Here is an 11859-nt window from a genome sequence, read left to right as displayed (position 1 = left end):
AGCGATCGCATGAAGCTGGATTCGATGTACCAGGAAGTCATCCTGGACCACTACAAGAACCCGCACGGGCGTGGTCTGAGGGATGGCGACGCCGAGGTGCACCACGTGAACCCGACGTGCGGCGACGAGATCACCCTGCGCGTGAAGTACGACGGCACGAAGATCGAGGACGTCTCGTACGAGGGCCAGGGCTGCTCGATCAGCCAGGCCTCGGCGTCCGTACTGAACGAACTGCTGGTCGGTAAGGACCTCGCGGACGCGCAGAAGATCCAGGAGACCTTCCTGGAGCTGATGCAGTCCAAGGGCCGGATCGAGCCGGACGACGCGATGGAGGAGGTACTGGAGGACGCGGTCGCGTTCGCCGGAGTCTCCAAGTACCCCGCCCGGGTCAAGTGCGCCCTCCTGAGCTGGATGGCGTGGAAGGACGCGACGGCCCAGGTGCTGGGCGGAGCCGACGCCGAAAGGAAGACGGCATGAGTGACACCGTGGAGATGAAGCCGGCCTCGGAGGAAGAGGTCCGTGAGGCGCTGTACGACGTCGTCGACCCCGAGCTGGGTATCGACGTCGTCAACCTCGGCCTGATCTACGGCATCCACATCGACGACGCCAACATCGCGACGCTCGACATGACCCTGACCTCGGCGGCCTGTCCGCTGACGGACGTCATCGAGGACCAGGCCAAGTCCGCCACGGACGGTCTCGTCAGCGAGCTGCGCATCAACTGGGTGTGGATGCCGCCGTGGGGCCCGGACAAGATCACGGACGACGGTCGTGAGCAGCTTCGGGCGCTGGGGTTCAACGTCTGAGCTCGTCCGTACGACTGTGCAGTGGCCCTCGGCGGTTTCGCCGGGGGCCACTCGTGCGTCCGGGGTCAGGCGAGCCCCGCCACCAGCCGGAACGCCGAGTCCGCCAGGTACAGGCCGCTGTGCTCGTACGGATCCAGGCGGAGCTGGAAGTTCTCGTGGCGCAGGAAACGGCCCGGGTAGTTGACCGACTCCAGCAGGACCGCGCCCGAGTACGCCGCCGAGCGGGCGCAGAAGGTGGCGTCCTGCTTGAACAGGGCGGAGCCGTCGTCGCGTTCGGGGCGCAGGACGAAGCTGCGGTGGCGGAGGTAGGCGCCGTCGGTCGTGGCGAAGGAATAGCAGGAGGCGTCGGCCAGGCCCTTGACCAGTTCGAAGGTGGAGTCCGCGCGGCTCTCCGAGCCACGGACCGCGTCCAGCTTCACGTAGCCGCCGCTCGCGTGCCAGTAGCGGTCGGGATAGTTGACCGAGCGGACGGACCGCCAGGTGGTGGCCGGGGTCTTCGGGGAGGCCGGTGAACTGCCCTCGCGGGAAGGCGACTTGGACGGCTTCGGCTCCGGCGCGGGCTCGGGCGTGTCGGCATCCTGTCGGCGGGGCGCCTTCGCCGTCGCCGCGGCTGTCGACAAACCACTCTTGCCTGTCGGGGGAGTGGTCTGCGACGGGGTGGCGAAGGAGATCAGGCCGGGGACCGACGCGGTGTCGTCGGCCGGCGCCGAGCGTGACTGGGCGTCAGGTGCCCTGTGCGTCACGGCGATTGCCGTGAAGCAGGCGACGATCGTCGCCACCGCCATCCCGCCCGCCAGCCAGAGGCGGCGCGTCCCCGGTGCCCGGGAGGTGTCCGGGGCCCAGCCGTTCTCCCAAGGTTGGTCCTGAGGCGGCCGGGACTTGTTTTCTGGCATGCGCTGATCCTCCAGCGGCGTCACGTGACGACGGCCGCGGCTGCGAAGGCCCGGTATGTGAACGCTGAAACACTAGTGGTTACAGGGGCGTTGGAGCAGACGTTTGGAAGGAGCCGTATGCACATCGATCTCTCGGCGCCCGCGAAGATCCCGCCACCTGGGCCGGACACCCGTTGTGTACACCCGTACGCAACGTTGTGTACGATCGTACACATGGGATACCTGCTGCTCGCCGGAGCCATCGCGGCCGAGGTGGCCGCCACGACCGCCATGAAGTACAGCGACGGCTTCAGCAGGCTGTGGCCGTCGCTGCTGACCGCGCTCGGATACGTCGTCTCCTTCGCCTTGCTCGCCCAGACCCTGAAGACCGTCTCCGTGGGCACGGCGTACGCGATCTGGGCCGGCGTCGGCACCGCGGCCATCGCCGCGATAGGGATCGTCTTCATGGGGGAGGGGATGACCGCAGTGAAGGCCGCCGGGATCGCGCTGATCATCGTCGGCGTGGTCGTGCTGAACCTGGGAGGGGCGCACTGATGCCCCGGCGCTACGACCCCGAGCGACGCCAGCGGATCATCGACGCGGCGATCCGGGTCGTCGGGGCGAAGGGCATCGCGGGGCTGAGCCACCGCACCGTCGCCGCCGAGGCGGACGTGCCGCTCGGCTCCACGACGTACCACTTCAAGACCCTCGACGACCTGATGGTCGCCGCCCTGCGCCAGGCGAGCGAGGGCTTCGCCAAGGTGATCGCCTCGCGTGGGGGGCTGGAGGACCCGGAAACCGACCTCGCCACCGAACTCGCCGCCTGGATGGGCGAGTGGCTCGCGGGCGATCGCACCGGCGTGGAGCTGGAGTACGAGCTCTACCTCGCCGCCCTGCGCCGCCCGGCTCTGCGCCCGGTCGCCGCCGAGTGGGCCCAGGACCTGGCCGACCGGCTGTCCCGCCGTACGGACGCGGTCACGGCGCGGGCGCTGGTGGCGCTGCTGGACGGGATCTGTCTGCAGGTGCTGCTCACCGAGGTGCCGTACGACGAGGGGTACGCGCGGGAGGTGCTGGCCCGGGTCATCCCGTGACCGATGTCGGCCGCGGGGCGGGGTGCTGCCGTCGAGTTCCTCGCCCCCACCGCCCCCTACCCGTCCCATCCCCAGGGGCGCTGCCCCTTCCACCCGGCCAGGGGCTCCGCCCCCGAACCCCGCTCGCGATGCCGCCCTGACCGGGCTGGGGAGACTCCGCCCCTGACCGCGCTGGGGGTGCCGTCCCTTAACCCCGCTGGGGCTCCGCCCAGACCGCGCTGACGGGTGGCGCCCCAGGTGCCGCTTCGGTCCTGGAGGGGCCTTGTCATCGGACTCGCCCAGAGGGGCGCCACCAGGCGGGTTGCCCAGGGCCGCCCGGCACGTGAGACGCCTCGCCACCGGTTCGCCCGAGCGGGCAGCGTCACGTTAGGTTGCCCTCATGACCGACACGACTGCTCCTCGCACCACCGGCGCCGTGGCCGCCGGCCTCGCCACGATCGCCGCCGACGGCACCGTTCTCGACACCTGGTTCCCCGCGCCCGAGCTCGTCGCCGAGCCCGGTCCCTCCGGCAGCGAGCGGCTGTCCGCCGAGCGTGCCGTCGAGCTGCTCGGTGAGGGTGCCGCGAAGGCGATCGGGCCGGACGCGCGCCGGGGCGTCGAGGTCGTCGCGGTCCGCACGGTCATCGCCTCGATCGACGAGAAGCCGATCGACGCGCACGACGTCTACCTGCGCCTGCACCTGCTCTCGCACCGCCTGGTCAAGCCGCACGGCCTGAGCCTGGAGGGCCAGTTCGGCTTCCTCGCCAACGTCGCCTGGACCTCCCTCGGTCCGGTCGCCGTCGACGACGTCGAGAAGGTCCGCCTGAACGCCCGCGCCGAGGGCCTGCACCTCCAGGTGACCTCGATCGACAAGTTCCCGCGGATGACCGACTACGTGGCCCCCAAGGGCGTTCGCATCGCCGACGCCGACCGGGTCCGCCTCGGCGCGCACCTCGCCGAGGGCACCACCGTCATGCACGAGGGCTTCGTGAACTTCAACGCCGGCACCCTCGGCACCTCCATGGTTGAGGGCCGTATCTCCGCGGGCGTCATCGTCGGCGACGGCTCCGACATCGGTGGCGGCGCGTCGACGATGGGCACGCTGTCGGGCGGCGGCAACGTGATCATCTCCATCGGCGAGCGCTGCCTGATCGGCGCTGAGGCGGGCGTCGGCATCGCGCTGGGCGACGAGTGCGTCGTCGAGGCAGGCCTCTACGTCACCGCCGGCACCCGCGTCACCATGCCCGACGGCCAGATCGTCAAGGCCCGCGAGCTGTCCGGCGCCTCCAACATCCTCTTCCGCCGCAACTCGGTCACCGGCACCGTCGAGGCCCGCCCGAACAACGCGGTGTGGGGCGGCCTGAACGAGATCCTGCACAGCCACAACTGACGCCCACCGGCGGCAACCCGGCGCGATCACGTACGGGTTACTCCACGTGACCTCATCGCGGTCCAGGCAGATGAACGGTTGGACGCAGTTTCCGATCACATGCCGAACCGACGAAATGAGGGCCGATGACCGGTCGAGTGAAGACGAACGCGTGGACCAGGGCCGTACTCCGCCTGGTGGTCGGCACGTTGGCCGCGGGGGCGGTGTGCTGGTTGCCGGCCGGGGCCGCGTACGCCGACGAGACCAACACGGGCTCGCACAACGGGCCCCGCATCGGGCTGGTCAACGTCGGGCAGGTGGACGATCCGATGGAGGATGTGCTGGAGCACTTCCTGCTCTTCGGCGACGGGTACAAGTGGGGCTGATCGCGCGCCCAACAGCACCCAGCTGCACCCGGTAGCACCGGGTGCAGCGCGGGCCGGGGCCCGTAGCGCACAGGATGCGGTACGGGCCCCGGGCCTTTTCCGGAAGTTTTTCTGTGTGCCGGCATAGCGGCAGCCCGCCGCACGCGTCACCAGGAGTAGGAGAGGCGGGCCGCGGGGCCGGCCCGGGGGGAAGAGAAGGTGACGATGGATGCCGAAGCGCAGGACAGCTTTCGGGAGTTCGTGGAGAACAGGTCGTCCGCGCTGCTGAAGACCGCTGTGCTGCTGACCGGCGGCGATCGGCACGCCGCCGAGGACCTCCTGCAGAACGCCCTGATCAAGGCGGCCGACCGCTGGCACCGCATCGACGAGCCGGAGGCGTACGTGCGCCAGATCCTGTACCGGCAGCAGATCAGCCGCTGGCGGCTGAAGTGGAGACGGCGTGAACTCACCGTCGCCGAGCCGCCCGAGACGGGCGCGAGCCCGGACGCCGCGCCCGACGCGGAGCTACGGCTGCTGATGCGCGGGGCGCTGGCCCGGCTGACGGCACGGCAGCGCATGGTGCTGGTGCTGCGCTACTTCGAGGACCTGCCGGAGGCCGATGTGGCCCGCGTCCTGGGCTGTTCCGTGGGCACCGTACGGTCCACCGCCCACCGTTCGCTGGCCCGGCTGCGCGCCCTCGCGCCCGAGCTGGCGGCCCTGGGCCCGGCCGACGTCGAGTCGCAGCCGTCCCGTGACTTCTCGCCCGTGGAGGTGCGACCGTGAACGTCGAGGAACTCGTGCGTGACTCCCTGCGGGAGTTGGCCGACGAACAGACGTCGACGGGACCGGGGCTCGCCGACCGGGTCCTGGTGGTGCGTCGGCGCCGCCGCACCCGGCGGATCGCCTCCGCCGCCGCGGCCACCGTCGCCGTCGTCGCCATCGGCGTCGTGGTGCCGCTGCTGGACTCCGGGAAGGAGGACGTGCGGCCCGCGGACGTCGTACGGAAGAGCAAGGACATCGCGCACCCGGACCAGTCCCCGCCGCGCGAGCTGATCTCGGCCGGGAGCACCGCGCTGGCCGCGTACTACGTCCCCCGTACCGTCAAGCACTCCGCCGACCGGGCCGAACGCGTCCGCGACTACTGGCTGCTGGACCAGAAGACGGACAAGTACGTGAAGACCACCCAGTGGTCCTACGTCGCCGTCGCCCCGGGGATGAAGACCGCCGCCGTACTGGAGCGGAACCTGCCCGCCTCGCGGATCGGCCTGCTCGACCTGGCCACCGGCGAGGTCGCGAAGTGGATCAAGGTCGACCACAAGGTCGCCGGGCTCTCGTACTCGCGTGACGGTCTGAAGCTGGTCGCGACGACCTACGGCGAGAACCCCGACCAGCTGGTCAAGATGGAGGGTTCCGACGGCTGGGACCAGAAGCAGCCGTCGAGCCGTACCGGTTTCTACGTCCTCGACGTGGTCTCCGGCAAGGGCTCCTGGAGCGAGGTGAAGCTCGCCGGCGGCAGTCCGAACGACCCCATGGGCGCCGGCTTCATCAACGCCCGCCAGGACTTCGCCCTCAGCCCCGACGGCAGGCATGTCTGGGCCGGGAACCCCATGGGAGACATCGGCAAGCAGTTCTACGACCTCACGGGCGCCGAGGTCGATGTACCGGCGGACCAGAAGTATCTGGAGTGGTACGTCGACGCGTGGCAGTCGCCCAGCGGCAGGCTGGTCGCCGGTGGCTTCGCGGGCGAGAAGTGGAAGACGTCCTCCTGGGTCATCGACGCCCGCACCGGGCAGAAGACCGAGGTACGCGGGCAGCAGCTGCTCGCCTGGGCCGGTGACTCGTCGCTGATCGCCTGGGACATCGCGAAGGGCGGCGGGAACGAGTTCCATCAGCGGCTCGTGAAGGTCACCATCGGCAGTGACAAGACCGTTCCCCTCAGCGGCTTCCGCAAGGGCAACGACGGGGACGCCGGGCGCTGGGAGCCCGTCTTCGCCGAGCGCTGAGCAGGGCGAGCGCTGATCAGTTGGTTGCCAACTCCTGGTACGCCGCCAGCAGTCCGTCGACCGCCTCGCGGGCGGCGGGCCGTAGCGGTGCGCGGACGGGACCCGCGGGCAGGCCCAGTTCATGGAGCAGGGCCTTGGCGGTGACCGTGCCGGGCAGCCCCGCCGACATCATCAACTCGATGAGCGGCGTGGCACGTTGTTGGAGGCGGGCGGACACGGGGGTGTCGCCCGCCTCGAACGCGTCGAGCACCGCCCGGAGCTGGGAGGGGACGACATTGGCGACCGTACTGATGTATCCGGCTCCCCCCACCGCGTACAGCGCCAGGTTGTGCTCGTCGCATCCCGCGTAATACGCCAACTCCGTGCGCGACAGCACCTTCTGGGCGCCGAGGAAGTCATAGGAGCAGTCCTTCACCGCCACGATCCGGGGATGCTCGGCGAGTCGGATCAGCGTCTCCGGCTCGATGCGGGTGCCGGTGCGGCCCGGGATGTCGTACAGCGCGAGGGGCAGTCCGGCGGCGTCGGCGACCTCGCGGAAGTGCGCCTCGACGGCGTCCTGCGGGGGCTTGCTGTAGTACGGCGCGACCACCAACAGGCCGTCGGCGCCCGCCTTTTCGGCCGCCAGGGCCAGCTCGACGGTGTGCCGGGTGTCGAAGGTGCCCACGCCCGCGACGACTGACGCCCGGCTGCCCACCGCCTCCCGCACCGCCCTGATCAGGTCCGACTTCTCGGCGTCCGACGTGGTCGGCGACTCGCCCGTCGTGCCGGAGAGCACGATCCCGTCACAGCCCTCGGACACCAGCCGCTCGGCGAGGCGCCCCGCCCCGTCGAGATCGAGCGCACCGGCCTCGGTGAAGGGCGTGATCATGGCGCAGAGGGCACGGCCGAAGGGTGGCGCGGCGGAGGGAGTCGTCGTCATGGCAGTAGTCTCGGCGGGGCAACTGTGAAGCTCCACTTAATTCTTCTACCAGGTACTGGTAAGGATTGCTGTGGGGTGAGGGCCTTTCCGGGCCTACGCAGGCCCTATGTCCAAACTCGGGCGTCATGGGTCACTATGGCCAGGACGGTCATCGACCCTTGGTCATGGGAGGCGTCATGAAGCTCGGCAAGGCACTCGCCACCGGAGTCGCTGAGGAGCGGCCGCAGACCCGCGAGGAAGAACCCGAACGCCTGCTCCCCGAAGAGGTCGAGGAACTGAAGGCGCCCGAAGAGGTCACGGCCGCCCGATGAGGCTGCGGCTTCCGGAGGAACGCCCGACGGAGCCGCCGACCGGATACAAGATCGCCCACCCGCTGCTGTCCCAGGACGGCACCCGGGCCGGGTTCACCGGTGTGTCGCTGGGCGGCGCGCTGCCGTACGGAGTCCTGGCCGAGGCGTCCTGCGTCTACGGCCTGCGACACCGGGCACCGAGCCGCCGCTGCGACTGCGGCTTCCACTGTGTGCACGACCGCACGGTGGCCGAGGCGCTGCTGTGCACGGCCGAGCACCGGACGGCCGTGCTGCTGGAGGTCACCGTGCTCGGCCGGTACATCCGCTTCGAGCGCGGCTTTCGCTACGCCCGCCAGCGGGTGCGCACCGCCACGGTCGGCCCGTGCGCCTGCGGTGCGGTCGCCGCCGCCCTGGCCGACGCCGGCTGGGGCCGCCCCGGCTGGGCGGCCCTCGCCCCTTCCTGCGCCGGCTGCCTGCGCGGCCGTACGTCGGTCTCGCTCGCGGGGTTCGCGCGGCTGGGCGGGGAGGGGCTGCGGGTGGCGGCCGGGAAGGGGGCGGCGTCCGTGGCGGTGGCCGAGCTCGGGGACGCCGAGGACCTCGGCGTGCCCGAACTCGCCGCCGAGGCCGCGCTGTTGCAGGCCCGCCTCGACTGGTTCCAGGCCCAGCTGGCCCGGCTGGGCGAGCGCGGACCGGGTGGCGGACGGAAGGGATAGCGGGGGCCGGTCCGGGTACCCGGGTGTTCCGAACGGAGAGGAGGCGGATCACGGTGACCGGGACCACGGCCCCCGAACGGGTGCGGGACGAGCACCACTCGGTGGGCGAACTCGTCGGACAGGCCAGTGAACAGATTTCCCGTCTCGTACGGCAGGAAGTCGCCCTCGCCAAGGAGGAACTGGCCGAGAAGGGCCGGCGCGCCGGCCGTGGCGGCGGGCTGCTGGGCGCGGCGGGCGCCGTCGCGTACGCCGGCCTGCTGTTCCTGGCCGGGACGGCCACCGCCGCGCTCTCGCTGACGCTGTCCGTGTGGGCTGCGGCGCTGATCGTGACGGCGGTGCTGTTCGCTGTCGCGGGCCTGCTCGCCGCGACCGGCCGCGCCCAGCTGCGGCGCGCCGCTCCTCCCACGCCGGAGGAGGCTCTCGGCAGCGTCAGGGCCGATGTCGAGGAGATCAAGGGAAGGGCGCACCGATGACGGACAAGGCAGCGGGGGGCACGGGCGGTGAGGCCGCGAAGGCGGGAGCCGCGAAGGCGGCCGGCGGGGCCAAGGGGCCCGAGGAGCTGCGGCGGCAGATCGAGCAGACGCGCGGCGAACTTGGCGACACCGTGGCCGAGCTGGCAGGCAAGACGGACGTGAAGGGCAGGGCCCAGGCGCGGGCCGCCGACCTCAAGGACAAGGCAGGCGCGATGACCGTGCAGCTGCGCAGCAGCGCGGCCCAGGCGGGCCACGCGCTGCAGGACCGGGCGACCCAGGCCGGCCATGTGGTGCAGGAGCGGGCGACCCAGGCCGGCCACGTGGTGCAGGAGCGGGCGACCCAGGCCGGTCACGCGGTGCAGGACCGGGCGAGCCACGCGGGACACACCGTCCACGACAAGGCGACGCACGCGGGCCACACCGTGGAGCACGGCGTGCCGCGCCCCGTCCGCACCGTTGTCCAGGCCGGGCTGCGGCACCCGCGGCCGGTACTGATCGTCGGGGCGGCGGTGGGGGCGGTGGTCGCGACCGAGGTGCTGCGGCGGCGACGCCACGGGCATCACTGAGACGCCGGACGACGACAGCGGCGGCCTGGCGGCGGACGGCAGGCGGCAGGCCGCGAGATGGCGAGGCGGCGAGACGGCGCGGGACCGGTCACCGGTCCCGCGCCGTGCTGTGTCGGACCGGTGACCGGTCCCCGCGCCGTGCTGTGTCGTGCCCCGTCACTTGACCTCAAGTCCGGTTGAGGTCGAAAGGTGATCGGTGCTCGCATCGACCACCGATTCCCGGAGGCCCCCATGGCCCGCCGCACCGACACCCACCCCGACCTCACCCGCCCGGAGGTCGGCGCCCCCTTCTTCAGTACCTGGCGAGTGGGCACCCCCCTCCGGCAGAAGCGGAGCGTCGAGGCGATCGCCGGCACCTGGGAGGGCCGCCCCTGGCCCGCGGACGGCCTGCTCGGCTACTACGTCTACGCCGGCCAGGACGCCTCCACCCTCCTGCACTACTCGCAGTGGACGAGCGAGCAGGCGTACGAGGCCTTCGTGAAGGTCCACCGGCAGGAGCGCAACGACGAGATCGACACCGCCGTACCGGGCATCGAGCGGCTGTGGCTCGGCCGGTACCGGCACTACCGCAGCGCCCGCCGCGAGGGCGACCCGCGCATCCCCGGGTGCATCGTGATCGTCGACATCGAGTTCGAGGGCCCCGACCCCGACCGGCAGCGCGCCTGGGTCGACGCCGTCTTCGAGGCGCTGGAGGGCGAGCCGAACCCCCACCCCGGCGGCATCTCCGGCCACTTCCACCTCAGCACCGACGGCACCCGCGTCCTCAACTACGCCGAGTGGGAGAGCACCCAGGCCCACATCGAGGCCCTCGCGGCCCCGGGCAACGGCATCGGCTCCGCGACCGAGTTGTGGCGCCGGGTGCAGACCTGGCCGGGTCTCAGGAGCAGCACCGTCAGCCGGTACGACCACGCCCTCGGCCTCGTGCCCGACTGAGATCGGGTTCGGACGGACTCCGCACCGAACACTCGGCCTGTCTGGACAAAAAAAGTTTTCGGTGGGACGGTGGATCCATGCTGGACGTCACCGTGATCGAGGACCCCGAGGCCGCAGCCGTCTCCCTGGACCCCATAAGGGCCCGACTGCTCGCCGAGTTGGCGGCCGGGCCCGCGTCGGCCGCCATGCTGGCCGGGAAGGTCGGACTGCCCCGGCAGAAGGTGAACTACCACCTCAAGGCGCTGGAGCGGCACGGCCTGGTCGAGCTGGCCGGTGAGCGGCGCAAGGGCAACGTCACCGAACGGCTGATGCGGGCGACCGCCGCGTCGTACGTGATCTCCCCGCTCGCGCTCGCCTCCGTGCAGCCGGACCCGGACCGCTTCCGGGATCAGCTCTCCGCCCGCTGGCTGCTCGCGCTCGGCGCCCGGCTCGTCCGGGACGTCGGTTCGCTGATCACCGGCGCGGCGAAGGCCCGCAAGCGGCTGGCGACGTATGCGCTGGACGGCGAGGTCCGTTTCGCCTCCGCCGCCGAACGGGCCGCCTTCATCGAGGAGTTGACGGCGGGCGTGAGCGCGCTGATCCGCAAGTACGACGCGCCCGGCGTCGAGGGCGGCCGGGATCACCGGATCGTCGTCGCCGTACATCCGACGCTGAAACCCACGGCCGATCCCGCAACTGATCCCGGGGTCGAGGTCCAGCCCGCCCAGGAAATCGAGCAGTAGGCCCCAGGAGCCCATCATGTCCAAGGAATTCGAGATCGCCCGCGAGTTCGAGGTCGACGCCACCCCTCAGGAGGTGTGGGAGGCGATCACCACCGGCACCGGAGGCTATCTGTGGCCGATGGAGCCGCCGGAGCCCAAGGTCGGCGGCCGAGGGCCCTTCGGGTCCACCGTCACCGCCTGGGACCCGCCGCACCGCTACACCAACCGCGTCGAGGACGTCGAGGGCATCGCCGAGCAGAGCGCCAACCAGCTCGACTACACCATCGAACCGCGCGACGAGGGCCGGCGCGCCTGGGTGCGGTACGTGCACAGCGGGATCTTCGTCGACGACTGGGACAACCAGTACGACGGTGCCGCCAAGCACACCGACTTCTATCTGCACACCCTGAGGGAGTACCTGGTCCACTTCGCGCCCAGGCCGGCCGCCTTCGCCACGTTCGACGGGCCCGAGGCGTCGAAGAGCGCCGACGCCCTCGCCGCCGTCGGGCGGGCACTGGGCGTGGGCGAGGACGTGGCCGCCGGGGCGCGGGTGACGGTCCGCGGGCCCGACGAGTTCGACGCCGTGGTCGACTACCGGGACCCCTACTTCATCGGGCTGCGCACGGAACGGGGCCTCACCCGCTTCTTCGGGCGCAACCACTGGGGCCACCCGGTCGGCATCTCCCTGCACGACTTCACGCCGGGCGCCGACATCAAGGAGTGCGAAGCCGCCTGGCAGGGCTGGCTGAACGGTATTTTCAGCCAGCCCTGAACCGCAC

At 71.3% G+C, this 11859-nt stretch carries 17 protein-coding genes; 15 read left to right on the top strand and 2 right to left on the bottom strand.

The features are described 5' to 3' along the window. Positions 1-9 precede the first annotated feature (9 nt). Together sufU and AB5J49_RS11495 are read left to right on the top strand one after the other, a co-directional pair. Positions 10-477 carry a Fe-S cluster assembly sulfur transfer protein SufU gene (gene sufU / locus AB5J49_RS11500; protein WP_062710285.1) on the top strand — a complete coding sequence of 156 codons (468 nt, stop codon included), beginning with the start codon at positions 10-12 and terminating at the stop codon, positions 475-477. Next, complete coding sequence (locus AB5J49_RS11495) at positions 474-806, top strand: metal-sulfur cluster assembly factor (RefSeq protein ID WP_057618336.1); 333 nt, start codon at positions 474-476, stop codon at positions 804-806. The genes sufU and AB5J49_RS11495 overlap by 4 nt, the downstream gene beginning before the upstream one ends. Positions 807-871: 65 nt before the next feature. Here AB5J49_RS11495 and AB5J49_RS11490 read toward each other — a convergent pair whose 3' ends face one another. Then, the gene (locus AB5J49_RS11490; RefSeq protein ID WP_369168471.1) at positions 872-1699 is read right to left on the bottom strand and encodes an AbfB domain-containing protein; all 828 of its coding nucleotides are present in this window, start codon (positions 1697-1699) and stop codon (positions 872-874) included. A 213-nt stretch (positions 1700-1912) separates the two neighbouring features. On the opposite strand from AB5J49_RS11490, the gene AB5J49_RS11485 reads away from it, so the two are divergent. From AB5J49_RS11485 to AB5J49_RS11460, 6 genes are all read left to right on the top strand, one after another. Continuing rightward, the gene (locus AB5J49_RS11485) at positions 1913-2233 is read left to right on the top strand and encodes a multidrug efflux SMR transporter (RefSeq protein WP_369168469.1); all 321 of its coding nucleotides are present in this window, start codon (positions 1913-1915) and stop codon (positions 2231-2233) included. Beyond that, entirely contained in the window at positions 2233-2769 is a 537-nt protein-coding gene (locus AB5J49_RS11480) for a TetR/AcrR family transcriptional regulator (RefSeq protein ID WP_369168468.1), read from the top strand. The genes AB5J49_RS11485 and AB5J49_RS11480 overlap by 1 nt, the downstream gene beginning before the upstream one ends. 379 nt (positions 2770-3148) lie before the next feature. Next, positions 3149-4138, top strand: coding sequence for a 2,3,4,5-tetrahydropyridine-2,6-dicarboxylate N-succinyltransferase (gene dapD, locus AB5J49_RS11475; RefSeq protein WP_369168467.1), 990 nt, complete (start codon positions 3149-3151; stop codon positions 4136-4138). A 125-nt stretch (positions 4139-4263) separates the two neighbouring features. Beyond that, complete coding sequence (locus AB5J49_RS11470; RefSeq protein ID WP_369168466.1) at positions 4264-4503, top strand: hypothetical protein; 240 nt, start codon at positions 4264-4266, stop codon at positions 4501-4503. A 204-nt stretch (positions 4504-4707) separates the two neighbouring features. Continuing rightward, a complete protein-coding gene (locus tag AB5J49_RS11465) occupies positions 4708-5265 on the top strand; it encodes a SigE family RNA polymerase sigma factor (protein ID WP_369168465.1) in 558 nt (185 codons plus the stop codon). Beyond that, on the top strand, positions 5262-6485 hold the full coding sequence (locus AB5J49_RS11460; RefSeq protein ID WP_369168464.1) for a WD40 repeat domain-containing protein: 1224 nt from the start codon (positions 5262-5264) through the stop codon (positions 6483-6485). The genes AB5J49_RS11465 and AB5J49_RS11460 overlap by 4 nt, the downstream gene beginning before the upstream one ends. A 16-nt stretch (positions 6486-6501) precedes the next feature. Here the strand turns inward: AB5J49_RS11460 and dapA are convergent, their stop codons facing one another. Continuing rightward, the gene (gene dapA, locus AB5J49_RS11455) at positions 6502-7404 is read right to left on the bottom strand and encodes a 4-hydroxy-tetrahydrodipicolinate synthase (RefSeq protein ID WP_369168463.1); all 903 of its coding nucleotides are present in this window, start codon (positions 7402-7404) and stop codon (positions 6502-6504) included. A gap of 176 nt (positions 7405-7580) precedes the next feature. Between dapA and AB5J49_RS11450 the strand changes: the two genes are divergently transcribed. From AB5J49_RS11450 to AB5J49_RS11420, 7 genes are all read left to right on the top strand, one after another. Next, complete coding sequence (locus AB5J49_RS11450; protein WP_369168462.1) at positions 7581-7715, top strand: hypothetical protein; 135 nt, start codon at positions 7581-7583, stop codon at positions 7713-7715. Next, the gene (locus tag AB5J49_RS11445) at positions 7712-8407 is read left to right on the top strand and encodes a hypothetical protein (RefSeq protein ID WP_369168461.1); all 696 of its coding nucleotides are present in this window, start codon (positions 7712-7714) and stop codon (positions 8405-8407) included. Before AB5J49_RS11450 ends, AB5J49_RS11445 begins: the two co-directional genes overlap by 4 nt. A gap of 53 nt (positions 8408-8460) precedes the next feature. Then, complete coding sequence (locus AB5J49_RS11440) at positions 8461-8880, top strand: phage holin family protein (protein ID WP_369168460.1); 420 nt, start codon at positions 8461-8463, stop codon at positions 8878-8880. Beyond that, positions 8877-9446: a DUF3618 domain-containing protein gene (locus tag AB5J49_RS11435; protein WP_369168459.1), complete on the top strand. Its 570-nt coding sequence runs from the start codon at positions 8877-8879 to the stop codon at positions 9444-9446. Before AB5J49_RS11440 ends, AB5J49_RS11435 begins: the two co-directional genes overlap by 4 nt. A gap of 231 nt (positions 9447-9677) precedes the next feature. Further along, the gene (locus tag AB5J49_RS11430) at positions 9678-10379 is read left to right on the top strand and encodes an antibiotic biosynthesis monooxygenase (protein WP_369168458.1); all 702 of its coding nucleotides are present in this window, start codon (positions 9678-9680) and stop codon (positions 10377-10379) included. 77 nt (positions 10380-10456) lie between these two features. Then, the gene (locus AB5J49_RS11425; protein WP_369168457.1) at positions 10457-11101 is read left to right on the top strand and encodes an ArsR/SmtB family transcription factor; all 645 of its coding nucleotides are present in this window, start codon (positions 10457-10459) and stop codon (positions 11099-11101) included. 16 nt (positions 11102-11117) lie between these two features. Beyond that, positions 11118-11852 carry an SRPBCC domain-containing protein gene (locus tag AB5J49_RS11420; RefSeq protein WP_369168456.1) on the top strand — a complete coding sequence of 245 codons (735 nt, stop codon included), beginning with the start codon at positions 11118-11120 and terminating at the stop codon, positions 11850-11852. Positions 11853-11859 lie beyond the last annotated feature (7 nt).

This window comes from Streptomyces sp. R28 (assembly GCF_041052385.1).
In the GTDB taxonomy this organism is placed as follows: Bacteria; Actinomycetota; Actinomycetes; order Streptomycetales; family Streptomycetaceae; genus Streptomyces.
Note: the sequence above shows the minus strand (reverse complement) of the source record. Positions and strands in the feature narration are given on the sequence as shown.

Coding starts and splice junctions, on each gene's coding strand:
- sufU (WP_062710285.1), top strand. CDS start 10: ATGAAGCTGGATTCGATGTACCAGGAAGTCATCCTGGACCACTACAAG.
- AB5J49_RS11495 (WP_057618336.1), top strand. CDS start 474: ATGAGTGACACCGTGGAGATGAAGCCGGCCTCGGAGGAAGAGGTCCGT.
- AB5J49_RS11490 (WP_369168471.1), bottom strand. CDS start 1,699: ATGCCAGAAAACAAGTCCCGGCCGCCTCAGGACCAACCTTGGGAGAAC.
- AB5J49_RS11485 (WP_369168469.1), top strand. CDS start 1,913: ATGGGATACCTGCTGCTCGCCGGAGCCATCGCGGCCGAGGTGGCCGCC.
- AB5J49_RS11480 (WP_369168468.1), top strand. CDS start 2,233: ATGCCCCGGCGCTACGACCCCGAGCGACGCCAGCGGATCATCGACGCG.
- dapD (WP_369168467.1), top strand. CDS start 3,149: ATGACCGACACGACTGCTCCTCGCACCACCGGCGCCGTGGCCGCCGGC.
- AB5J49_RS11470 (WP_369168466.1), top strand. CDS start 4,264: ATGACCGGTCGAGTGAAGACGAACGCGTGGACCAGGGCCGTACTCCGC.
- AB5J49_RS11465 (WP_369168465.1), top strand. CDS start 4,708: ATGGATGCCGAAGCGCAGGACAGCTTTCGGGAGTTCGTGGAGAACAGG.
- dapA (WP_369168463.1), bottom strand. CDS start 7,404: ATGACGACGACTCCCTCCGCCGCGCCACCCTTCGGCCGTGCCCTCTGC.
- AB5J49_RS11450 (WP_369168462.1), top strand. CDS start 7,581: ATGAAGCTCGGCAAGGCACTCGCCACCGGAGTCGCTGAGGAGCGGCCG.
- AB5J49_RS11445 (WP_369168461.1), top strand. CDS start 7,712: ATGAGGCTGCGGCTTCCGGAGGAACGCCCGACGGAGCCGCCGACCGGA.
- AB5J49_RS11435 (WP_369168459.1), top strand. CDS start 8,877: ATGACGGACAAGGCAGCGGGGGGCACGGGCGGTGAGGCCGCGAAGGCG.
- AB5J49_RS11430 (WP_369168458.1), top strand. CDS start 9,678: ATGGCCCGCCGCACCGACACCCACCCCGACCTCACCCGCCCGGAGGTC.
- AB5J49_RS11425 (WP_369168457.1), top strand. CDS start 10,457: ATGCTGGACGTCACCGTGATCGAGGACCCCGAGGCCGCAGCCGTCTCC.
- AB5J49_RS11420 (WP_369168456.1), top strand. CDS start 11,118: ATGTCCAAGGAATTCGAGATCGCCCGCGAGTTCGAGGTCGACGCCACC.